Source organism: Streptomyces sp. NPDC104761, assembly GCF_055583445.1.
This window is the reverse complement of record NZ_JBVJNZ010000007.1, coordinates 285,987-308,255: the sequence shown is the minus strand read 5'-3', so window position 1 is coordinate 308,255 and position 22,269 is coordinate 285,987. Positions and strand designations below refer to the sequence as shown.

At 72.9% G+C, this 22,269-nt stretch carries 16 protein-coding genes; 11 read left to right on the top strand and 5 right to left on the bottom strand.

All coding sequences use genetic code 11. From position 1 onward, the window contains the following. Positions 1-140 precede the first annotated feature (140 nt). A complete protein-coding gene (gene cyc2 / locus ACZ63F_RS21265) occupies positions 141-2,303 on the top strand; it encodes a germacradienol/geosmin synthase Cyc2 (protein ID WP_469712898.1) in 2,163 nt (720 codons plus the stop codon). Between the two features lie 310 nt (positions 2,304-2,613). After that, positions 2,614-4,392 carry a murein biosynthesis integral membrane protein MurJ gene (gene murJ / locus ACZ63F_RS21260; RefSeq protein ID WP_469712896.1) on the top strand — a complete coding sequence of 593 codons (1,779 nt, stop codon included), beginning with the start codon at positions 2,614-2,616 and terminating at the stop codon, positions 4,390-4,392. 41 nt (positions 4,393-4,433) lie between these two features. On the opposite strand, the gene ACZ63F_RS21255 is transcribed toward murJ, so the two are convergent. Next, a complete protein-coding gene (locus ACZ63F_RS21255; RefSeq protein WP_469712894.1) occupies positions 4,434-5,168 on the bottom strand; it encodes a CTP synthase C-terminal region-related (seleno)protein in 735 nt (244 codons plus the stop codon). Between the two features lie 95 nt (positions 5,169-5,263). Here ACZ63F_RS21255 and ACZ63F_RS21250 point away from each other — a divergent pair, with 95 nt between their 5' ends. From ACZ63F_RS21250 to ACZ63F_RS21235, 4 genes are all read left to right on the top strand, one after another. After that, positions 5,264-6,148 carry a LysR family transcriptional regulator gene (locus ACZ63F_RS21250; protein ID WP_469712891.1) on the top strand — a complete coding sequence of 295 codons (885 nt, stop codon included), beginning with the start codon at positions 5,264-5,266 and terminating at the stop codon, positions 6,146-6,148. A 91-nt stretch (positions 6,149-6,239) separates the two neighbouring features. After that, positions 6,240-6,794, top strand: coding sequence for a PDZ domain-containing protein (locus ACZ63F_RS21245; protein WP_469712889.1), 555 nt, complete (start codon positions 6,240-6,242; stop codon positions 6,792-6,794). Between the two features lie 189 nt (positions 6,795-6,983). Then, positions 6,984-8,111, top strand: a complete 1,128-nt coding sequence (locus ACZ63F_RS21240) for an aminopeptidase P family protein (RefSeq protein ID WP_351961955.1) — start codon at positions 6,984-6,986, stop codon at positions 8,109-8,111. A gap of 62 nt (positions 8,112-8,173) precedes the next feature. Continuing rightward, complete coding sequence (locus ACZ63F_RS21235) at positions 8,174-9,130, top strand: aminoglycoside phosphotransferase family protein (RefSeq protein WP_469712887.1); 957 nt, start codon at positions 8,174-8,176, stop codon at positions 9,128-9,130. Positions 9,131-9,168: 38 nt separating this feature from the next. On the opposite strand, the gene treZ is transcribed toward ACZ63F_RS21235, so the two are convergent. After that, positions 9,169-10,914 carry a malto-oligosyltrehalose trehalohydrolase gene (treZ, locus tag ACZ63F_RS21230; protein ID WP_469712885.1) on the bottom strand — a complete coding sequence of 582 codons (1,746 nt, stop codon included), beginning with the start codon at positions 10,912-10,914 and terminating at the stop codon, positions 9,169-9,171. 176 nt (positions 10,915-11,090) lie between these two features. Between treZ and ACZ63F_RS21225 the strand changes: the two genes are divergently transcribed. The 3 genes from ACZ63F_RS21225 (at position 11,091) to ACZ63F_RS21215 (ending at position 13,565) form a co-directional block, all read left to right on the top strand. After that, a complete protein-coding gene (locus tag ACZ63F_RS21225) occupies positions 11,091-11,642 on the top strand; it encodes an FHA domain-containing protein (protein ID WP_469712883.1) in 552 nt (183 codons plus the stop codon). Between the two features lie 184 nt (positions 11,643-11,826). After that, positions 11,827-13,152 carry a M14 family zinc carboxypeptidase gene (locus ACZ63F_RS21220; RefSeq protein WP_469712881.1) on the top strand — a complete coding sequence of 442 codons (1,326 nt, stop codon included), beginning with the start codon at positions 11,827-11,829 and terminating at the stop codon, positions 13,150-13,152. Continuing rightward, a complete protein-coding gene (locus ACZ63F_RS21215) occupies positions 13,149-13,565 on the top strand; it encodes an SSI family serine proteinase inhibitor (RefSeq protein ID WP_469712879.1) in 417 nt (138 codons plus the stop codon). The genes ACZ63F_RS21220 and ACZ63F_RS21215 overlap by 4 nt, the downstream gene beginning before the upstream one ends. Positions 13,566-13,613: 48 nt before the next feature. Here the strand turns inward: ACZ63F_RS21215 and ACZ63F_RS21210 are convergent, their stop codons facing one another. The 3 genes from ACZ63F_RS21210 to glgX all read right to left on the bottom strand — a co-directional run bounded on the left by ACZ63F_RS21210 (position 13,614) and on the right by glgX (position 19,766). Further along, a complete protein-coding gene (locus ACZ63F_RS21210) occupies positions 13,614-14,873 on the bottom strand; it encodes a M14 family zinc carboxypeptidase (protein ID WP_469712878.1) in 1,260 nt (419 codons plus the stop codon). 273 nt (positions 14,874-15,146) lie between these two features. Next, complete coding sequence (treY, locus tag ACZ63F_RS21205; protein ID WP_469712876.1) at positions 15,147-17,498, bottom strand: malto-oligosyltrehalose synthase; 2,352 nt, start codon at positions 17,496-17,498, stop codon at positions 15,147-15,149. A gap of 159 nt (positions 17,499-17,657) precedes the next feature. Then, a complete protein-coding gene (gene glgX / locus ACZ63F_RS21200; protein ID WP_351961962.1) occupies positions 17,658-19,766 on the bottom strand; it encodes a glycogen debranching protein GlgX in 2,109 nt (702 codons plus the stop codon). A 197-nt stretch (positions 19,767-19,963) separates the two neighbouring features. Between glgX and ACZ63F_RS21195 the strand changes: the two genes are divergently transcribed. Both ACZ63F_RS21195 and ACZ63F_RS21190 read left to right on the top strand, forming a co-directional pair. Continuing rightward, positions 19,964-20,779: a Tat pathway signal sequence domain protein gene (locus tag ACZ63F_RS21195; protein WP_469712875.1), complete on the top strand. Its 816-nt coding sequence runs from the start codon at positions 19,964-19,966 to the stop codon at positions 20,777-20,779. A 64-nt stretch (positions 20,780-20,843) separates the two neighbouring features. Then, entirely contained in the window at positions 20,844-22,184 is a 1,341-nt protein-coding gene (locus ACZ63F_RS21190) for a copper amine oxidase (RefSeq protein WP_469712874.1), read from the top strand. Positions 22,185-22,269: the final 85 nt, after the last annotated feature.

The following is a 22,269-nucleotide window of genomic DNA, read 5'->3' as shown; positions in this document are numbered from 1 at the left end:
ACGGCCGGGCGAAGGAGCCCGCAGGCGCCGGGGCATGCTGCAAAGGAGGCCGTGCGCGGAATCCACGCCGGTTCACGCGATGGTGTGATCATGTGCCGTGCGGTGGATGGCCCTTGTGGCGCGCGGGTAGGGCCCCGGCCATGACGCAGCCGTTCGAACTCCCGCATTTCTACATGCCGTATCCCGCGCGGCTCAACCCGCACCTGGAGGAGGCCCGGGCCCATTCCACCGAGTGGGCCCGCGAGATGGGCATGCTGGAGGGGTCCGGGATCTGGACCCAGGCCGACCTGGAGGCACACGACTACGGCCTGCTGTGCGGTTACACCCACCCCGACTGCGACGGCCCCGCCCTGTCGCTGATCACCGACTGGTACGTGTGGGTGTTCTTCTTCGACGACCACTTCCTCGACATGTACAAGCGCACCCAGGACCGCGCCGCGGGCAAGGCCCACCTCGACCGGCTCCCGCTGTTCATGCCGCTCGACCCGGCGACGCCGGTACCGGAGCCGCAGAACCCCGTCGAGGCGGGCCTCGCCGACCTGTGGGCGCGCACGGTGCCGTCGATGTCGGTCGACTGGCGGCGGCGCTTCTCGGTCGCCACCGAGCACCTGCTGAACGAGTCGATGTGGGAGCTGTCCAACATCAACGAGGGGCGGATCGCCAACCCCGTCGAGTACATCGAGATGCGCCGCAAGGTCGGCGGCGCCCCCTGGTCGGCGGGGCTGGTGGAGTACGCGACCGCCGAGGTGCCCGCCGTCGTCTCCGGCTCGCGGCCGCTCAGGGTGCTCATGGAGACCTTCGCGGACGCCGTGCACCTGCGCAACGACCTGTTCTCCTACCAGCGCGAGGTGGAGGACGAGGGCGAGAACAGCAACGGCGTCCTGGTCCTGGAGACCTTCTTCGACTGCACGACCCAGGAGGCCGCGGACGCGGTCAACGACATCCTCACCTCCCGGCTCCACCAGTTCGAGCACACCGCCCTCACCGAAGTCCCGGCCCTCGCCGCCGAGAAGGGCCTCAGCCCCGACCAGGCGGCCGCGATCGCCGCCTACACCAAGGGCCTGCAGGACTGGCAGTCCGGCGGCCACGAATGGCACCTGCGCTCCAGCCGCTACATGAACCAGGGCGCCGTTCCCACCTCGCCCTGGCAGCGGCTCACCGGCCCCGGCACCTCCGCCGCGGACGTCGGCGCCCTACTGGCCGCGGCGGCTGCCGAGCGCCTGCGCGCCTACACCCATGTGCCCTTCCAGCAGGTCGGCCCCTCCCTCCTGCCCGACTTCCACATGCCGTACGAGGTCGAGCTCAACCCGCACCTCGACGCCGCCCGGCCCCGGCTGACCGCCTGGATGCACGGCACCGGCATGCTGTCCGAGGGCGTCTGGGACGAGGACCGGCTCGCCGCCTCCGACCTCGTGCTCTGCGCCGCGGGACTCGACCCCGACGCCGGCCCCGGGGAACTCGACCTCAGCGCCCGATGGCTGGCCTGGGGTACCTATGCCGACGACTACTACCCGCTCTGCTTCGGCACCCGCCGCGACCTGGCCGGCGCCCGGCTCGCCACGGCCCGCCTCTCCGCCTGCATGCCCCTCGCCGACGAACCCGTCCCGGTACCGGTCACCGGCATGGAACGCGGCCTCGTCGACCTGTGGGCCCGCACCACCGCCGGGATGGGCCCCGAGGACCGGCTGGCCCTCAAACGGTCCGTCGACATGATGACCGAGAGCTGGCTCTGGGAGCTGTCCAACCAGCTCCAGCACCGCATCCCCGACCCCGTCGACTACCTGGAGATGCGCCGCTCCACCTTCGGATCGGACCTCACCCTGAGCCTGGCCCGCCGCGGCCACGGCCCCGCGATTCCCCCGGAGGTGTACCGCAGCGGCCCGGTGCGCTCCCTGGAGAACGCCGCCATCGACTACGGCATGCTCGTCAACGACGTCTTCTCCTACCAGAAGGAGATCCAGTACGAGGGGGAGCTGCACAACGCCGTCCTCGTCGTGCAGAACTTCTTCGGCGTCGACTACCCGACCGCACTCCACGTCGTCCACGACCTGATGACGCAGCGGATGCAGCAGTTCGAACACGTGGTCGCGAGCGAACTACCGGTCGTGTACGACGACTTCGAGCTGCCCGCCGAGGCGCGTGCGGCCATGGACGCCTATGTCCGCGACCTGCAGAACTGGATGGCCGGCATCCTCAACTGGCACCGGCACGTCGACCGCTACAAGGCGGACCACCTCGCCCGCCGGGCCCACGGCTTCGTCCCGGACCGCCTCCCGCTCGCTCCGGTGCTTCCGGTCGGCTGACGGCGCGCGTCGCGCGGGTACCTGCCGGAGGGAGGCGCGCAGACCCCGGGCCCGCTCGGCCTGCGCCAGGTCGAAGTCGAACGGAAACGCCGCGTGTTCGGCCAGGCGGCGGTGCTGCCGGAGCAGCCGCAGGCAGTGATCGGTCGTGTCACGGAACGTAACGGCCGCCACTCACAACGGAGTCCGACGACGACGGGGAGCGGCGTGGCCCGGCGCGGGACGGCCTCGGCAGGACCGTCCCTCCTGCCGTCCCGCCGGTAGGGTGGCGTGTTCGTCGTGCAGGCCGGAGACAGGGAGCGATGGATCACGCATGGATGCTGAAGGCGACGGCAGCCGCACGGCCGCCCGCGACTTCGAGACGCTCCGGATCCGCCGGGTGCCCGGCTCCGCCGCGGGCGTGAACTCTGTCGCGACCGAGGCAATTCCGGCGCCGGGCGGAAGCTCCGGCGCCGGCGAGTCTCCCGGCCTCATGAAGTCCAGCGCTGTGATGGCGGCCGGAACCCTGGTCTCACGCCTGACCGGTTTTCTGCGCACTCTGGTCATGGGGGCCGCGCTGGGTGTGGGAACGCTCAACGACACCTACCAGGTGGCCAACACGCTCCCCACCATGATCTACGTGCTGGTCGGCGGAGGAGCCCTCAACGCGGTCTTCATCCCGCAGCTGGTGCGGTCGATGAAGGAGGACTCCGACGGAGGTGCCGCCTACGCCAACCGTCTCATCACCCTGGTCGTCACGTTCCTCGGCTCCGCGACCCTGATATGTGTCGTCGCGGCGCCGGAGTTCATCCGCGTCATGTCGCCCTCGATGGCCGCTCACCCCGACCAGATGCGGGTCGCGGTCGCCTTCGCCCGCTACTGCCTGCCCACCATGTTCTTCATGGGGATTCACGTGGTGATGGGCCAGATCCTGAACGCGCGGGGGCGGTTCGGCGCCATGATGTGGACGCCCGTCCTGAACAACATCCTGATCATCGCCGCCTTCGGGTCGTTCGCCTGGGTTTTCGGCACGGCCTCCCGCTCGGGAATCTCGGCATCGACGATCACACCGCAGGGAGTACGGCTGCTCGGTGTCGGCACCCTTCTGGGGCTGGCGGTCCAGGCACTGGCCATGGTCCCCTACCTGCGCGACTCGGGATTCCGGATCCGCCTCCGCTTCGACTGGCGTGGCCATGGTCTCGGGAAGGCTCTCGGCCTGGCGAAATGGACCTTCCTGTTCGTGCTCGTCAACCAGGCGGGCATGGTCGTGGTGACGCGCCTCGCCACCGCGGCCGGCGCGGCCGCGGAGAAGAGCGGACACCCCGGCACCGGCATCACCGCCTACAACTACGCGCTCCTCCTGTGGCAGATGCCGCAGGCCATCATCACCGTCTCCGTGATGACAGCCGTTCTTCCCCGCATCGCCCGCGCAGCCGCCGACGGCGACCACGGAGCAGTCCGGGACGACATCTCACAGGGCCTGCGTACTTCAGCGGTCGCCATCGTCCCCTGTGCTTTCGCGTTCCTCGCTCTCGGGGTGCCGCTGATCCAGCTGCTCTACGCCGGAGCCGGTGAGGAAGGCGCCCGCAACATCGGCTTCGTCCTGATGGCCTTCGCCCTGGGGCTGATCCCCTACTCGGTGCAGTACGTGCTGCTGCGCGGGTTCTACGCCTACGAAGACACCCGGACGCCCTTCTTCAACACCCTCGTCGTCGCGCTCGTGAACGCCGCCGGATCCTTCGCCGCCCATCTCCTTCTCCCCGCGCGGTGGGCCGTGACCGGCATGGCCCTCACCTACGGCCTGGCCTACGTCATCGGCGTCGGCGTCGCCTGGAAACGGCTCCGCGACCGACTCGGCGGCGACCTCGACGGCCGCCGGGTCGTGCGGACCTACGCCCGTCTCGTCGGGGCCGCCCTTCCCGCGTCCCTGGCGGCCGGATCGGTCGCCGCCTGGCTGATGACAGCGGTGCACGCCCCCGCCGTTGCCGCGGTCGCGGCACTCGCCGCGGGAGCGACCGTACTGATCGCTCTGTTCGTCCTCCTCGCACGCGTGCTGCGCATCGGCGAAGTCGACGCCATGGTGAACATGGTGCGGACGCGTCTCGGCCGCTGAACAGCACGGCCGGAGGGGAGCCGGACGGCGGGGGCTCGGCCTCACGCCGACGCGCGCACCCGCTCGCCGGCGTGCGCGACCGCTGCCCGGGCCAGTGCCCGGATCACCGGATGCGGGCGCGAGCCGTCGCCCGACAGCTCCGGCTGGAAGAGCGTGGCCAGGAAGAAGGGATGGCCGGGCAGTTCGGCGACGCGGACGTGGCCGTCCTCGTCGTGGCCCGACAGCCGGAGCCCGTGGGCGCGCAGGGTGTCGAGGTGGCGGGAGGGGCCGTACGAGCAGAAGTAGCGCTCGACCGTGCGCCCGGAGCCGATCGCCGACTCGGCCAGCGTGCCGGGTTCGATGCGCACCGCGGCCTCGTGACCGACCAGAGAGCAGGCCAGCGGCTCGATCAGGAGGTCCTCGGCGTCGGGGTCGTTCTCGGCGTGCGCGACCAGGGGCAGGCCGCAGACGTCGCGGGCGTACTCCAGGAGCGCGTGCTGGAAACCCCCGCAGGTGCCCAGGAAGGGGATGCCCTCCTCGCGGGCGGTGCGGATCGCGCGCAGTACGCCCGCCTCGCTGCGGTACGGGCTGCCCGGCAGCACCCACACCGCGTCGAAACCGCGCACCGCGTCCGCGGCCTGGGCGTCCTCGGAGGGGATCCAGTAGGCGTCGAGGACCAGCCGGTCGTGCCGGGCGAGGGCGTCGAGGAGGAGCGGGATCCGGGTGTGCGACACGACGTTGGGGGAGCGGTCCCCGACCAGGGCGATCGTGGCGCTCCGAGCTGCGGAGTTCGTCATGGGCCCATCCTGGGCGCGCGCTCCGGTTCGCGTCCAACGATGATCGATGCACTCTCGATAAGCATCGCTGATGTGATCCTGCGATCCTGTGCGCCATGGACCCGCACCTCCTGCGCACCTACGTCAGCGTCGCCCGTCTCGCCTCCTTCTCCGAGGCCGCGCGCGAGCTGGGATACACCCAGTCCGCGGTCTCCCAGCACGTCGCCGCCCTCGAACAGGACCTCGGCGCGCCCCTGCTCACCCGCCGCCCGGTGACCCCGACGGCGGCCGGTGAACGCCTCCTGGAACACGCGAGACCGCTGCTGCTGCGTCTGGAGGCGGCCCGCGCCGACGTCGTGCGGCTGGCCGCCGCGCCCGCACCCGGTTTGACCCTTGCCGCCACCCCGACGGCACTCGGCCCCACGGTCCTCGCCGCGCTCCCCGCCGCCGGCGTCACCCTGCGCGTCCTGCCCCGCGACGAGATCCCGGCCGCCGTCGCCACCGGCACCGCCGACCTGGGCCTGCTCGACGGACTCGCCGCCCCCAGCGACCCGCTGCCGCTGCCCGACGTGGCCCCCCTGACCACGCACGGCGTCGGCGAGGAACCCGTCGCCGTCCTGCTCCCCGCCGGGCACCCGCTCGCCCGCCGCCCCGGCCTGCGCCTCGCGGACCTCGCCGACGCCCGCTGGCTCGACGCACCGGACGCGGCCCCGCCGCTGAGCCGGCTGCGCACCGCGACCGGCGGCGGCGCCTTCCGCCCGGCCCTGCGCTACGACGGCTCCGACGTCCGCACCCTCACCGCCCTGACCGCCGCCGGCCACGGCCTCACCCTGCTTCCCCTGCGCACGGCCACCGGGGTCCCCGGCACGGTCGCGGTCCCCGTCACCGCACCGCGCCTCGTCCACCGCGTGGAACTGGTGTACGGCGGGACCCCCGCGGGAGCGGCGGCGGACCTGGTGGCAGACCTGCTCGACGGAGCCCGCGGCGTGGGCGAGGGCTGAGCCTTCCCGCCGTTGACGCAGGGTCAGTCTCACTCGTTCGTGTCTCGTCGCGCCCGCGTGCGCCGGGTAGAGCTCGGGGTGGAGGCGAACCATGGAACAGACCGCATTGCGTCCCAAGCCGATCCCCGGTCAGGAGCGCGGGGACAGCCCCCCACCCGACCCGGCCCGCCGCCCGCACGCCGCGCGCCGGCGCGGCCGCCACCTCAGGACCCTGCTGTTCGGAGCGTTCGTCGGCACCGTCCTGGTGCTGTCCGGGGTCGGCCTCGGCACGGTGGGCGCCACGGTGATCGGCATGAGCAGGCTGGCCGAACTGCGGCAGCACACCCCGCCGCCGACACCGCACCCCGCACCCCCGGCCACCCCCACACCCACGCCGACGGCCGCCTCGACCCTGGGCCTGGAGGCCGTGGACGCCGAGAAGGTGGGCGCGCTGGTGACGGGCGTCCACGTGCCGGGCCCGGGCTACACGGCGGGGCTGGTCAGGGGCGACGTGCTGCTCCAGTTCGGCGACACCCGCATCGACAGCGCGGCCGACCTGGTCAGGGCAGTGGCCCACGCCCGTCCGGGCAAGGAGGCCAAGCTCACGGTCCGGCACGCGAGCGGTGGTTATCAGCAGCTGACGGTAGTTCCCGGCGTCGTGACGTGACCGGGTCGGGGGCGCGGGGCGGCATCGAGATGCGGCTCCGCCGCGTGGGCGCGATCGGTCCCCCCACACCTGTACCGGCGGCACCACCGCAATCCGCGAGGGCGGCTCTGCCCGAACCGGCTCGCGCGGCCACGCCGCACCCGGCAGGATGCTCCCGGAGGCACCCTCACCCGCGCAAGGAGGCCCTGGATGACCGGCACCGCCGCCGCCCCCTTCACCGCCGACGACTACAAGTCCCGCATGACGCGAGCGGCGCACACCGCGGCGGACGCCGGGCTCGCCGGCCTCCTGATCGCCCCCGGCCCCGACATGGTGTGGCTCACCGGCTACACCCCCACCGCGGTCACCGAGCGGCTCACCCTCCTCGTCCTGGCCCCCGGCAGGGACCCCGTGCTGGTCGTCCCCACCCTGGAGGCCCCCGACGCCGAGAAGGCCGACGGCGCGGCCGTGCTGAGCCTGCGGGACTGGACCGACGGCACCGACCCCTACGCGGTGGCCGCCGGCCTGCTCGCCAAGGACGGCCGCTTCGGTATCAGCGACAACGCCTGGGCCATGCACCTGCTCGGCCTGCAGCGGACACTCCCCGACACCTCCTACGCCTCGCTCACCGACGCGCTCCCCATGCTCCGCGCCGTCAAGGACGCGGCCGAGCTCGAACTCCTCGCCGCCGCCGGAGCGGCCGCCGACGCGACGTTCGAGGAGATCCGCAAGGTTCCCTTCGCCGGCCGCCGCGAGTCCGACGTCGGCCACGACCTCGCCGACCTGCTGCGCCGCTTCGGCCACGAACAGGTCGACTTCACCATCGTCGGCTCAGGGCCCAACGGCGCCAACCCGCACCACGAGGTCGGCGACCGGGTCATCCAGGACGGCGACATGGTCGTCCTCGACTTCGGCGGCCTCAAGGACGGCTACGGCTCCGACACCACCCGCACCGTGCACGTGGGCCCGCCGTCCGCGGAGGAACGCGAGGTGCACGACATCGTGCGCGCCGCCCAGGAGGCCGGCTTCCGGGCCGTACGCCCCGGTGTCGCCTGCCAGGAGGTCGACCGGGCCGCCCGCGCGGTCATCGCCGACGCCGGGTACGGCGAGTTCTTCATCCATCGCACCGGCCACGGCATCGGCGTCACCACGCACGAGCCGCCGTACATGATCGAGGGCGAGGAGCAGCCGCTGGTGCCCGGGATGTGCTTCTCCGTGGAGCCCGGCATCTACCTGCCCGGCCGCTTCGGCGTGCGGATCGAGGACATCGTCACGGTGACCGCGGAAGGCGGCCGTCGTTTCAACAACACCACCCGCGAGATGGTCGTCGTGGGCTGACCGACCCGGCCCCGGAACCATCCGCCCGCCCCCACCCATCCCGAACGGCAACGGCGCGATCCATGACCCAGGCACCGACTCCCACCGCGGACACCGTCCGCAAGCTGGTCCGTTCACTGCTCAAGGAGAGCGCGGACGGCGCCCCGGGCCCCGAGGTGCGGCCCGTCGCGGAGGGCGGTGAACACTTCACCTGGTGGGTCGGCACCCGGCACGTTCTGCGCCTCGCCCCGGACCGGGAGGCCTCCGTCCGCCAGCGCCGCGAACTGCGGCTGCGCGACCTGATGCGGCCGCACCTGCCGGTCGCGGTCCCGGCCGGCGTGGCGCACGGCGAGTGGGCACCGGGACTGACGTACACGCTGGACACCGTCATCCCGGGGGGCACGGCCGAGGAGCACGACGTCTCCGCGGTGGGCGAGGCGGACCTGGCCGGTCTGCTCACCGGGCTCCGCGAGGTTCCGGTACGGCAGGCCGAGACGCTCGGCGTGCCGCGCACCCCGCCGCGTTCCCTGGAGGCGCTGCGCAGGATGGCGGTGCCCGCCGCCGAACGGCTCGCCGCCGCCGACGAGTTCGACCCGTCCCGGCTGCTCCAGCTGACCCCGCCGGGCGCCGCACAGCTCGCCGCCCAGGCCGGTACCGCCGTGCTGGTCCACCACGACCTCAGGGGCGAGCACCTGGTGGTCAGCGCCGACGGCAGGGTGCGCGGCGTCCTCGACTGGACCGACGCGGCGGTCGGTGACCCCGCCGAGGACATCGGCGGGCTCGCCCTCGCGGTCGGCTCCGGCGCGGCCGTCCGCGCGGCCACCCTCGCCGGCTACGGCGCCCGACCCTGTCTGCGCGGCCTGTGGCTGGCCCGCTGCGACACCGTCATCCGCCTCACCGACCGCCTCGAAGGCCGCGACGACAGCCCCCTGCCGCTGCTGCGCACCCAACTCCGGCGCGCCTGGGAGACGATCCTGCTGGAAAGGGTGACGGAGCTGCGCGAGGACACCGAGGGCACCGAGGACGACGAGGAGCTGTAGCGGGACGCCCGCAGCCCCGGGTCCGGGCCGAGCCGCGGTCAGGCCAGGGTGAGCACCACGCACGACTCGCCCGGCACCCGCAGCACCCCGTCCGGGTCCGGTGCCGCCGTGGTGTCCCACGCGGCCAGGACCTCCACCCGCCCGGTGCCGAGCGGGATCTCGGCCGGCTCCTTGCCCAGGTTCACCGCCACCCGCACGTCCCCGCGCCGGAACGCCAGCCAGCGTGCCGCCTCGTCGTACGCCACCTTGGTGTCGGCGAGATCGGGATCGGTGAGGTCCGGCTGCTCGCGGCGCAACGCCAGCAGGCGGCGGTACCAGGCCAGCACGCGCGCGTGCGGCTCGCGTTCCGGCTCCGACCAGTCCAGGCAGGAGCGGTCCCGGGTGGCGGGGTCCTGCGGGTCGGGCACGTCCTCCTCGGCCCACCCGTGCGCCGCGAACTCCCGCCGCCTGCCCCGCCGTACGGCCTCCGCCAGGTCCGGGTCCGTGTGGTCGGTGAAGAACTGCCAGGGGGTGCCGGCCGCCCACTCCTCGCCCATGAACAGCATCGGCGTGAAGGGCGCGGTCAGGCTCAGCGTGGCCGCGCAGGCCAGCAGGCCGGGGGAGAGGGCCGCGGAGAGCCGGTCGCCCTGGGCGCGGTTGCCGACCTGGTCGTGGGTCTGGGTGTAGCCGAGCAGCCGGTGCCCGGCCACCCGCGCGCGGTCCAGCGGGCGGCCGTGCCGGCGGCCGCGGAAGCTGGAGTACGTGCCGTCGTGGAAGTAGCCGCCGGTGAGCGTCTTGGCGAGGGCAGCGAACGGGGCGCGGGCGAAGTCGGCGTAGTAGCCCTGGGACTCGCCGGTCAGCGCGGCGTGCAGGGCGTGGTGGAAGTCGTCGTTCCACTGCGCGTCCAGGCCGAACCCGTGCTCCGCGCGCGGGGTGATGACCCGCGGGTCGTTCAGGTCGGACTCGCCGATGAGGAACAGCGGCCGGCCCGACTCGGCCGCCAGGCCGGCCACGGCGGACGACAGTTCCTCCAGGAAGTGGCACGCGCGCGTGTCGCACAGGGCGTGCACCGCGTCCAGGCGGAGCCCGTCGATCCGGTAGTCGCGCAGCCAGGCCAGCGCGCTGCCCACCAGGTACGCGCGCACCTCGTCCGATCCGGGCGCGTCCAGGTTCACCGCCGAGCCCCAGGGCGTCTGGTGCGCGTCCGTGAAGTAGGGCCCGAACGCGGGCAGGTAGTTGCCGGAGGGGCCGAGGTGGTTGTGCACGACGTCCAGGACGACACCCAGACCGAGTTCGTGGGCCCGGTCGACAAAGCGTTTCAGCGACTCGGGGCCGCCGTACGGCTCGTGCACCGCCCACAGCGAGACGCCCTCGTACCCCCAGCCGTGCCGCCCGGGGAACGGGCACAGTGGCATCAACTCCACGTGTGTGACCCCCAGTTCCCGCAGGTGGCCGAGGCGGGCCGCGGCCGCGTCCAGGGTGCCCTCGGGGGTGTACGTGCCCACGTGCAGCTCGTAGAGGACCGCGCCGGGCAGCGCCCGCCCCGGCCAGTCGGCCCGCCACTCGTGGCGCTCGTGGTCGACGACCGCGCTCAGCCCGTCGGGCCCGTCCGGCTGGCGGCGGGAGCGCGGGTCGGGCAGCACCGGGCCGTCGTCCAGCGCGAACCCGTAGCGGGTGCCGTCCTCGGCGGCCGCCTCCCCGGTCCACCACCCGGACCGGTCCGGGTCGCGCTCCAACGCGCGCGTGGCGCCGTCGCAATGGAGCGTCACGCGGTCTGCCTGCGGTGCCCACACCTCGAACTGCACGGACGGTCCCCTTCGTCTGGCTCATCGTGAGGTAGTACGTCCATCGTGCCGTGAAAAGAGATCAATCCGCTTTGAATTGCGGCTTTGCGGAACGGGTGTCGCCGTCCCTACGCGCGCGTGACGGCCGTTTCCCCGTTTTCTGGACACCCGGGGTTCACTGACCCAGAATCGGCAGCGTGACGTCGTCCTTCGAGTTCCACACCTACCCCGCGAGGCTGTCCGACGCGGAGCGCGACAAGGTACTGAGCGTGCTGCGTGACGGCGTCGCCATGGGACGGCTGTCGCACGACACGTTCGTGCGCCGCATGGAGCTGGCGCTCGCCGCCCGCCGCGCCGACGAACTCGCCGCGCTCACCGCCGACCTGCCGCAGGAGAACCGCTTCGCGCGCCTGCTCTTCGGCACCGTCGAGGCCGTCTCCGGCTTCACCGTACGGCTGCGCCGGGCCTGGCAGGCCGAGCGGCTGCCCAAGCTGCTGCTTCCGCATCCGGGCAACGGCCATCCGCTGCGCATCGGCCGCGACCCCGCCAACGGGCTGCGGCTCAACCACGAGACCGTCTCGCGGGTGCACGCCGAACTCCGCCGCCAGGGCGGCCTGTGGGTCCTCAGGGACCTCGGCTCCACCAACGGCACGACCGTCAACGGCCGCCGGGTGACCGGCGCCGCCGTCGTCCGCGAGGGCGACCAGGTCGCGTTCGGCCGCGTGGCGTTCCGGCTCGCGAGCGGCTGAACCGCGGGCCCGTCCGCCGCTCGGCCGGCCGTGTCCCGCGCGTTGGCCGAAAAGCGATTGTCCGTCGCGGTGTTGACGTACCCCGCAAGTCGTGACTGACTGTGCGTGAAGCGTGTACACCATGTGAATCGACGGCGCCGCTCTGTGGAGGTGTGACCTGCCGTCCCTCCTCCGCTACCCGTCCGTGGACGAGCTCGCCGCGCGGGCGGCCGCACTGGTCGCCGACCGCCCCCGGGACGCCCGGCTGCGCCGGGCCGGGACCTCCCGCGCGGGCACCCCGATGTGGCTGCTTTCCATCGGTCACGGCACCCGCCACGTCCTCGTCGTCGCGGGCCCGCACGCCAACGAACCCGTCGGCGGCGCCACCGTGCTCCGCCTCGCCGACCGGCTCCTCGCCGACCCGAGGCTCACCGAGGACGCCGACGTCACCTGGAACCTGCTGCTGTGCCTGGACCCCGACGGCGCACGGCGCAACGAGGGCTGGCTGGCCGGGCCGTACACCCTGGGCCACTACTTCCGGAACTTCTTCCGGCCCGGCTTCCTGGAGCAGCCCGAGTGGCTGCCCGACGGGGCGGCCGCCGCCGCGCTGCCCGAGACCAGGGCCCTGCTCGGCCTCCAGGACGAGCTGCGGCCCTTCCTCCAGTGCTCGCTGCACGGCGTCGACGTCGGCGGCGGCTTCGTCGAGCTGACCCGCGAGCTGCCCGGCCTCGACCGGCGCCTCGCGCACACCGCGACCCGGCTCGGCATCCCCCGCGAACTCGGCGCCTACGACACCCTGTACTGGCCCACCCTGGGCCCGGCCGTCTACCGCGTCCCGCCGCCCCGCCGGGGCGGCCTGGCGGCCGCCATCACCGAGGCAGCCGTCGAGTCCACCTGGTTCCACCCGCACCGGCACGGCACCGTCACCGCCATCGTCGAGGCGCCCATGTGGGGCGTGGCGGCCGTCCAGGACGGCACACCGCCCGCCGACCGGGACGCGGCGCTGCGCTCGGTCAGCCGGACCCTGCGGCGCGACACGGAGCTCCTGGACGGCGTCCTGGCCCGGGTCAGGCCGCAGCTGTCCGCGGCGCCGGACGCGGCCCGGCTGCTCGCGCCGGTCGACGACTACCTGCTGGTGCGCCCCGGCCTCGCGGACGCCTGGGACCCCGACACGGACGCCGGCAGCGCCCGCCCGCTGCCCCCGCTCAGCTCCGCCCACCTGGCCGCCCTGCGCATCGCCGGGCGCCGGCTGGCCCTGCGCACCGCCGGGATGCTGCACCAGCTGCTGCGCAGCAGCGGCCACGACCCGGCCGCCGCCCTGCCCGACCTGGACCGGCTGATCGACACCTGGTGCGCGGACTACCACGACGCCCTCGGCGCGCGCTGGATCCCGGTCGCGCGCCAGGCCGAGTACCAGACGCGGGTGGTCCTGAGCGCCTTCGAACTGGCACGCCGCCACGCGCGCGTGGCGGCCCGATCGGGTGAGCCGGACTGGGGAAGCGCGCCCGTCGTGCCGATGCACGGGGAATGACACATCTCAGCAAAGCGACAGCGGCCTGCGGTGCCCTGCTGGCCGCGGCCGCCCTCCTCGCCGCCGGCCCGGCCCAGGCCGCGCCGGCCGCGACGCGCGGAGGCGACTACCTGTACCTGACCGTCACCCAGGGCGAGAACCAGTCGGGCGACGCGCACGGCGCCGTCCTGCTGTGCGACCCGCCCCAGGGGTACTCGCGCGCGGCCGAGGCCTGTGCCGAACTCGCCGCGACGGGCGGTGACATCGCCCGCATCACCCCGGCCAAGGACGCGATGTGCCCGATGGTCTACGCCCCGGTGACCGCCCAGGCGCGCGGGCAGTGGAACGGCAGGCCGATCGAGTACCGCGAGACGTTCCCGAACGCCTGCCAGATGGCGGCCAGGACCGGACCGGTCTTCGCCCTCGACGACTGAGCCCGCGGGCGGCGTGCGGCCCCCGGGGCCAGGCCCCGGGAGCGGGCCTCACGCCGCCTGCTCACGTGCGTGCTGCGCGGCCGCCAGCACCGTCCTGGACTGATGCTCCACCTGACGCTCCAGCGGCACCCAGCGGGCCTGGAAACGCTCGCCGTAGGCCTCGCACCAGGAGGCCACCAGTTCCTCCAGCCGCGGTGCCGCGCGGTCGTCCGCCTCCCGCAGCACCCGCAGCAGCATCGACGCGGCCCGCAACGGCAGCCGCCGCCCGAAGGCGTCCACGCTGCCGACGTACGCCATCGTGGTGTCGACCGGCGGGCGCCGGATCCAGTCCTCGGCCAGCCCGGGGATCAGCCCCAGCGCCCACCGGGCGGCCCGCAGCAGCGGCCCGTCCAGGCCGCTCGGACCGTCCAGCCTGGGCAGCGCCTCGGCCAGCACCCGCTCCACCTCCCGCGAGTCCCGCAGCAGCCGGAGCGCCAGCCGCCGCATCGCCGCCGCGGGGGCCGGGTGCGGCGCCGGGTCGTCGACCAGGTCGCTCGCCCACATCGGCACCTCGACCACCGCGGTGAGACCGCCGTACCGGTGCGCGTGGTACCAGGTGCTGTGCCGTGCGTCGTCCGGCATGCTCGGGTACGCCACCCCCGTCTCCGGACCCGGCATCACCCGCACCCCGGGCCCGGAGTGCGGCCAGCCCGCGGCGTCCGAGGCGCCCGTCTCCACCGGGATGTGCAGCTCCGCCGCGGACTTGGCGAACGGTTCGGCGAGCCCCGGCACGTCCCTCGTCAGCTGCACCCAGCTGCCGCCCAGATCGGTGCCGTGCAGGGTCACCTGGAGGTAGGGGCGCAGTTCGTCGATCACCCCGAGCAGGGCCCGGGTCTCGGGCGGCAGCCGGTCCGGCGGCAGCACCGACGGGGACCACTCCGGCTGCTCCGGGCCCGCCGGCCGGTAGAAGCCGAGGTGGTAGTCGAAAAGGCTGCGCGGGGCCGGGGTGACGTGCAGGCTCGCCCCGTCCGGGTCCGCGCAGAGCAGGAAGTGCCAGGAGTTCTCGGCCCGCAGCTCCCGCTCGTTCAGCACCCGTTCGGCCAGCACCTGGAGGGTGCCGCCCCCGGTCGGCTCGTTGGCGTGGGCACCCGCGACCACCAGGACCGCCCGCCGGGCGTGTCCGACGGACAGCAGGTGCAGCGGTCTGCCCGCGCGGGAGACGCCGATCTGCCGCAACGTGCACAGGCCGGGCCGGTGCGCGGCCAGCGCCCGGGCGGTGGCGACGAGTTCGGGAACACTGGGGTAACGCAGCTCCGGCAGGAGACTCACCCCCGACTTGTCCGCCCGGCTTCGCATTCCCCAGTCCCGCACGGCATAGGTGAACTGTCAAGAACCTCCCGGGGGAGGCTCCAGGGGGCGCCCGGAGGCACGTGCCGTCGGCCGGTGGGGCTGATGGGCGCCGACCGGCGTGCGAAGCCACTACGGGGCGCGGAACGGCTCCGCGCGCCGATAACCGACGCGGTCGGCGCCCGGCGAGTTTCAGCAAACCGACGGATCAGCCACATCTTCACTCGTACGAGTGAATTCTGGTGCCGATTCCCGTCAGCCCTCGTCCTCCACCCGCTCCAGCAGCGCCACGGGCAACCCCTCGAAGAGCTCGCCCACGCGCGCGTGCCCCGTGAACTCCCGCCCCGGCGCCAGCACGTCGGCCCACCGGCCCGGCGGCAGCGGCAGGACCGTGTCCCGCCAGCCGCCCGCGTCGGCCAGCCGCAGCGACAGCCGGGTCACCGCCGTGACCGCCTCCCCGGAGCGCGCGAACGCAAGGCAGTGCGCCGCGGCCGGCCCCTCGGCGGCCAGCGGCGTGTACGTCGCCGTGCCGCCGAAGACGTCCGGGCGCCGCGCCCGCAGCCGCAGCGCCGCCGCCGTCACCGCGTCCTTCTCGCCCGGGTGTTCCGGCGGGAAGGCGACCGGCCGCCGGTTGTCCGGGTCCACCAGCGCCCGGTACTCGCCCTCCGTGCCCTGGTAGACGTCCGGCACCCCCGGCATCGTCAGGTGCACCAGGGCCGTCCCCAGCACGTTCGCCCGCACATGCGGCTCCAGCGCGGCCCGGAAGGCCGCCACGCGCTCTCCTGGCGCCCCGCACGGCCCCGCCGCGACGAACGACACCACCGCCTCCTCGTACGGCGGCTCCTGCTCCGTCCAGCTCGTGTACAGGCCCGCCTCCCGCACGTGCTTCACCAGCGCCCCCCGGACCCGCTCCGGATCCGCCGGGCCGAGCCCGAACACCGTCTGCCAGGCCGCCCAGGCCAGCTGCGCGTCCGGCACCCCCGCTTCGTCGCGGGTCACCTCGGCCAGCACGCCCGCCCAGCGCTGCGGGCACTCCGTCAGCACCGCCAGGGCGGCCCGCACGTCGGCACTGCGCTTGGTGTCGTGCGTCGTCACCACGGTCCCCGTGAGCGGCCAGTCGCGCTGCACGCGCGCGCAGTACGCGTGAAAGGCGTCGGGGGTGACGCCGGGGGCGCCGGGGTCCCCGCCCACCTCGGTCGCCGACAGCAGCGGCACGTAGCGGTAGAACGCCGTGTCCTCCACGGACTTGGCCCGCAGCGCCGAAGCGGTCTGCGCGAACCGCGTCCGGAACTCCGCGACCCCCGGCCCGTCCCCCGCCAGGAGCAGCCCGCGCACCACGTCCACCGCCCCGCCCTCCGCGGGCACCACGAAGGCCCGCCGGGCCTCCTCGGCGGCCTCCGCGGTGACCACGGCGGCCACGTCGCCGGAGGCGTACGGCCGGTACACCCGCATCCGCACCAGCAGCTCCTGCAGCGCGGCGCGCAGCGCCCAGGGCGCCCGGTCGCGCAGCGCGGGATCCGGCGACGTCGCGCACACGCGCGTGGCCGCCCGCGTCAGCCGGTCCGTCTCGGTCGCCAGCTCGATCGTGATCACGTGGTACGCCGCCCGCCGCACCGTGGCCGCCCAGTCGCCGCCCCGGTCCGTCTGCGGGGCCGCGAAGCTCCGGTAGTCACCGAGCAGTTCAGCGGCGCCCACGGGATCCGTGAACACGCCGTCCACGTGCCGCAGGGCGTCGTACCCGGTGGTCCCGGCGACCGCCCACCCGGCCGGCAGGCGCTCGCCGTCGGCCAGGATCTTCTCCACCACCGTCCAGCGCCCGCCGGTCGCCTCGTGCAGCCGCGCGAGGTAGCCGTCGGGGTCGGCGAGGCCGTCGGGATGGTCGACGCGCAGCCCGTCCACCACGCCCTCGTGCAGCAGCTGGAGGATCTTGGCGTGGGTGGCCTCGAACACCTCCGGGTCCTCCACCCGCACCCCGATCAGCTCCGAGATGCTGAAGAACCGGCGGTAGTTCAGTTCGGTCCGGGCCAGCCGCCACCACACCGGGCGGTACCACTGGGCGTCCAGCAGCTCCGGCAGCGGCAGGTCCGCGGTGCCGTCGCGGAGCGGGAAGGCGTGTTCGTGATAGCGCAGCACGTCCCCGTCGACCGCCAGCTGCTCCAGCACCTCGCCGACCGGGCCGCCCAGCACCGGCACCAGCAGCTGCCCGCCCTGCGCCTCCCAGTCGATGTCGAACCAGCGCGCGTACGGCGACTTCGGACCCTCCCGGAGCACCTCCCACAGGGCGTGGTTGTGCCGGGGGGACATCGCCATGTGGTTCGGCACGATGTCCACGACGAGGCCGAGGCCGTGCTCCCGCGCGGTGCGGGCGAGTGCCCGCAGCCCCTCCTCGCCGCCGAGCTCCTCGCGCACGCGCGCGTGGTCGACGACGTCGTACCCGTGCGTGGAGCCGGGGACGGCCTCCAGGACGGGGGAGAGGTGGAGGTGGGAGACGCCGAGCGAGGCGAGGTACGGCACGGCGGCTTGGGCGGCCGAGAAGGGGAAGCCGGGCTGGAGCTGGAGTCGGTAGGTGGCTGTCGGCACGGTGAAGGCGGTTCGCTCGGCTGTCATGCGGACGTATGTACCCGTCTGGTCGGCTTCTGTGTCACGGAGTGCGGCACCCCGCCCGGAAGGGGCGCCGGGCCGTACCGACTCTGCGGCTCCGCCGCGTGGCCGCGACCGGCCCCCACCGGCCCGCGTCTGCCCAACGGCCCGTCGGAGCACGCATCCCTACGCCGGCCTTTTCAGCACGGTCAGGCTTCGGCCCACCAACGTCAGACGTTCGCCGCCGTCCACCTTCGGCCCGGCCGACACCGGCTCTGCCTGCGCCGTGTCGACCACGACCTCCCACTGCCTGCCGTGGTTCACCGGCACCACGAAGTCCAGGGGCTCCGGCGACGCGTTGAACATCAGCAGGAACGAGTCGTCGGCGATCCGCTGGCCCCGGGTGTCCGGTTCCGAGATCGCGTTGCCGTTGAGGAAGACCGTGAGGGCCGACGCCTGGGCCGAGTCCCAGTCCCGCTGGACCATCTCGTGGCCCTCGGGGGTGAACCAGGCGATGTCGGAGAGCTCGTCGTGGGTGCCCTCCACCGGGCGGCCGTGGAAGAAGCGGCGGCGCCGGAAGACCGGGTGCTCCTTGCGCAGCCGCGCCATCGCGCGCGTGAAGGCCAGCAGCCCGCTGTCGTCGTCGGGAGCCGGCCAGTCCACCCAGGACACCTCGTTGTCCTGGCAGTACGCGTTGTTGTTGCCCTGCTGGGTGCGCGCGAACTCGTCGCCGTGGCCGAGCATCGGCACGCCCTGCGACAGCATCAGCGTGGCGATGAAGTTGCGCATCTGCCGTTCGCGCAGTTCGAGGATCGTCGGGTCGTCGGTGTGGCCCTCGACCCCGCAGTTCCAGGACCGGTTGTGGCTCTCGCCGTCCCGGTTGTCCTCGCCGTTGGCCTCGTTGTGCTTGTCGTTGTACGACACCAGGTCGTGCAGGGTGAAGCCGTCGTGGCAGGTGACGAAGTTGATGGAGGCCAGCGGGCGGCGGCCGTCGTCCTGGTAGAGGTCGGAGGAGCCGGTCAGCCGGGACGCGAACTCCGCCAGTGCGCGCGGCTCGCCGCGCCACAGGTCGCGCACGGTGTCGCGGTACTTGCCGTTCCACTCGGTCCACAGCGGCGGGAAGTTGCCCACCTGGTAGCCGCCCTCGCCGACGTCCCAGGGCTCGGCGATCAGCTTCACCTGGGAGACGACCGGGTCCTGCTGCACCAGGTCGAAGAACGACGAAAGCCGGTCCACCTCGTGGAACTGCCTCGCCAGGGTGGCCGCGAGGTCGAAGCGGAAGCCGTCGACGTGCATCTCGGTCACCCAGTACCGCAGCGAGTCCATGATCATCTGGAGGACGTGCGGGGAGCGCATCAGCAGCGAGTTGCCGGTGCCGGTGGTGTCCATGTAGTAGCGCGGGTCGTCCGTCAGCCGGTAGTAGGACGGGTTGTCCAGGCCCCGGAAGGACAGGGTCGGGCCCAGGTGGTTGCCCTCGGCGGTGTGGTTGTAGACCACGTCGAGGATCACCTCGATCCCGGCCTCGTGCAGCGCCCGGACCGCCGACTTGAACTCCAGGACCTGCTGGCCGCGGTCGCCCCAGGAGGCGTAGGCGTTGTGCGGGGCGAAGAAGCCGATGGTGTTGTAGCCCCAGTAGTTGTTCAGGCCCATGTCGACCAGCCGGTGGTCGTTCACGAACTGGTGGACCGGCATCAGCTCCAGGGCCGTGACGCCGAGCGCCGTCAGGTGCTCGATGACGGCCGGGTGGGCCAGGCCCGCGTAGGTGCCGCGCAGCTCCTCGGGCAGCCCCGGGTGGCGCATGGTCAGGCCCTTCACGTGGGCCTCGTAGATCACCGTGTGGTGGTACTCGGTGCGCGGCCGCCGGTCGTCGCCCCAGTCGAAGTACGGGTTGATCACCACCGACGTCATGGTGTGCGGCGCCGAGTCCAGGTCGTTGCGCTTGTCCGGGTCGCCGAAGTGGTAGCCGTACACCTCCTCGCCCCAGCGCACGGACCCGCTGACCGCCTTCGCGTACGGGTCGAGCAGCAGCTTCGCCGAGTTGCAGCGCAGCCCGCGCCCGGGGTCGTACGGGCCGTGCACCCGGAAGCCGTACCGCTGTCCCGGCATCACGCCGGGCAGGTAGGCGTGCCGGACGAAGGCGTCGCTCTCCCGCAGTTCCACCGCCGTCTCGGAGCCGTCGTCGTGCAGCAGACACAGCTCGACTCGGTCCGCGGCCTCCGTGAAGACCGCGAAATTGGTCCCGGCGCCGTCGTACGTGGCGCCGAGCGGATATGCCTCTCCAGGCCAGACCTGCATGAAGTCGACTCTTCCAGGTGTGTCCTGCGCCCGGGGGCGCCTTGGTCATGAGTCTGCCCGAAAGTAATGGAACCCCTCGTGACTTACGTCCCTCTTACCCCGCGACCAGTGCACGCAGCAGCCCGTGGGGCCGACGTGTGCCGAACCAGTGGGGCAATCACGTACTCCCTGTGACCAAGGGGGAGTAGGGGGAAGATGTGCGCAAGATAGTGCACCGCCATCTGGGCAAGGTGGTGGCCGGTGCGGGACTGGCGGTCGCGGGGACCGCCGTGATGGTCGGGATCACCCTGCCGGGCACGGCAGGGGCGAACGAGTCGGGAGGGAGCGACGGGAACGCGGCGGTGGCCGCGCAGCAGGGGAGCCAGGGGCAGGACGCCGTCGAGCCGGGCGTGGTGGAACAGGCTCCCGCCGAGGGGAAGAAGGGCACGGGCAGCGACCCGCTGACCGACGACGAGACCAGGCGCGTCGAACAACTCGCCCTGACCAAGCAGATGTTCAGCGCCGGGGAGAACGTCGAGGGCCGGCGCGGCCCGCAGCGGCTCAGCGTCGATCTCGCCGAGCCGGACGCGAACGAACTGGACAGCCCAGACGCGCCGCGCCGCGCGGACGTGACGTTCTACGACTACCGGGACGACACCCTCGTCACCCGGACCGTCAACCTCGACACCGGCAAGGTCGAGCACACCACCAGCAGCAAGGGCGTCCAGCCGCCGCTCAGCCACGACGAGAACGTCGAGGCGCTCAAACTGCTCGTCGCCGACCCGCTCGGCGCCGGCCTGAAGGCGGACTTCAAGGACGCCACCGGCACCGCCCTGACCGACCCGGCACAGCAGCTGCTGCTCAACAGCGCGGTCTACCGCGCCACTCCGGGCGCCCAGCCGGCCGCCCTCGACGCCTGCGGCGAACACCGCTGTGTGCGGCTCTTCCCCAAGGTGAAGAACGGGCCGTGGATCGACGCCAGGTCGCTCATCGTCGACCTGAGCGCGCGCAAGGTCGTGAAGCTCGGCCACTGAGCCGGCCCCTCCGTTCACCTTTCACCTTTCACCCTGCATCTCCCGTACCAGGAGTCACTTCGTCATGCACGTGAACCTGCGCGCGAGCACGCGCGTGCCCAGAATCCGCCATGCCCGCAGGACGGCCGCCGTGGGCCTGTCCGCGGTCGCGCTGGCCGCCGGCGCCACGACCGCGGCCGGACCCGCCGTCGCCCAGCCGAAGCGGGCCGCCGCGGCCGCCGCCGACTGCTCGGCCGCCTACCGCATCGAGCAGAAGCTCTCCACCGGCACCACCTGGCGGATGTGCTGGCGCTACGACAGCAAGGCCGGACTGGTCCTGGAGCACATCTCCTACCAGCCCAAGGGCGAGTCGGCCCCCATCAAGGTCCTCTCCAGCGCCCGCCTCGCCCAGATCGACGTCCCCTACGACGACGGCAGCGTCGAGTACGACGACCTGACCGGCTTCGGCTTCGCCCAGGGCCTGGTGCCGCTCGACTCGGCCGAGTGTCCCGGCGGCACCATCAGGACCGTCAAGGTCCCCGAGGCCTGGGATCCGGCCCACCCCGACGTCAACGGCCTGTGCACCACCACCCGTTCACGCGGCCACGCGTACCGGATGCAGGCCGACACCGGCAACAAGGTGTACCAGGCGCAGGGCAAGGACCTGCTGATCTACACCGTCAACAAGGTCGGCTGGTACGAGTACATGACCGAGTGGCGGTTCCAGGACGACGGCACGATCAACATGAACGTCGGCGCCACCGGCAGCCTCTCGCCGGGCGACTACGACGCCGGGGACGGCCGCGGCTGGCCGATAGGCAAGGGCGCCACGGCCTACGCCACCAGCCACGCCCACAACGTCTTCTGGAAGCTGGACTTCGACCTCGACGGCTCCTCCAAGAGCCGTATCGAGCAGTACGACTCGAAGGTCAGCGCCCCCGTGCACGGCCAGGAGGCGCCCACCGACAAGACCACCCGCACCGACGTCACCAAGGAACTCGCCGGTGACGCCGAGAACATGCGCTGGTGGCGCGTGGTCAGCACGGCCGGCAAGAACAAGGACGGACACGCGCGGTCCTACGAGATCGTCCGGGGTGCCAGCAACAAGTACCCGGGCCACGCGTTCACTTCGCACGACGTCTACTTCACCCAGTACGACAAGTGCGAGCAGTTCGCCAGCAACAACCCGGGCTGCCCGAGCGGTCATCCCAAGACCGTCGACAAGTTCGTCAACGGGCAGACCCTCACCAACCCCGTGGTCTGGGTGAACGTCGGTTTCCACCACATCGCGCGCGACGAGGACCAGCAGCCGATGCCGGTCCACTGGCAGGGCTTCTCCATCGCCCCGCGCGACGTCACCGCTATGAATCCGCTCACTCCGGCAGCCCTTGCTGATCAGAACGGACAGCCCGGAAACGGTAGTTGAGAAACGACCTGTCCATCCGGCTGCACCGCCGACCACTCCCGGAGTACCCTTCCTTGATCGTTGGCACAGGGAGAGCTCGGGGGAG

Bases quoted from the DNA above. Each gene is read 5' to 3' on its own strand.
- treY (WP_469712876.1), bottom strand. From the start codon at position 17,498: ATGACAGCCGAGCGAACCGCCTTCACCGTGCCGACAGCCACCTACCGA.
- glgX (WP_351961962.1), bottom strand. From the start codon at position 19,766: ATGCAGGTCTGGCCTGGAGAGGCATATCCGCTCGGCGCCACGTACGAC.
- ACZ63F_RS21245 (WP_469712889.1), top strand. From the start codon at position 6,240: ATGGAACAGACCGCATTGCGTCCCAAGCCGATCCCCGGTCAGGAGCGC.
- ACZ63F_RS21250 (WP_469712891.1), top strand. From the start codon at position 5,264: ATGGACCCGCACCTCCTGCGCACCTACGTCAGCGTCGCCCGTCTCGCC.
- murJ (WP_469712896.1), top strand. From the start codon at position 2,614: ATGGATGCTGAAGGCGACGGCAGCCGCACGGCCGCCCGCGACTTCGAG.
- ACZ63F_RS21190 (WP_469712874.1), top strand. From the start codon at position 20,844: ATGCACGTGAACCTGCGCGCGAGCACGCGCGTGCCCAGAATCCGCCAT.
- cyc2 (WP_469712898.1), top strand. From the start codon at position 141: ATGACGCAGCCGTTCGAACTCCCGCATTTCTACATGCCGTATCCCGCG.
- ACZ63F_RS21235 (WP_469712887.1), top strand. From the start codon at position 8,174: ATGACCCAGGCACCGACTCCCACCGCGGACACCGTCCGCAAGCTGGTC.
- ACZ63F_RS21240 (WP_351961955.1), top strand. From the start codon at position 6,984: ATGACCGGCACCGCCGCCGCCCCCTTCACCGCCGACGACTACAAGTCC.
- ACZ63F_RS21215 (WP_469712879.1), top strand. From the start codon at position 13,149: ATGACACATCTCAGCAAAGCGACAGCGGCCTGCGGTGCCCTGCTGGCC.
- ACZ63F_RS21255 (WP_469712894.1), bottom strand. From the start codon at position 5,168: ATGACGAACTCCGCAGCTCGGAGCGCCACGATCGCCCTGGTCGGGGAC.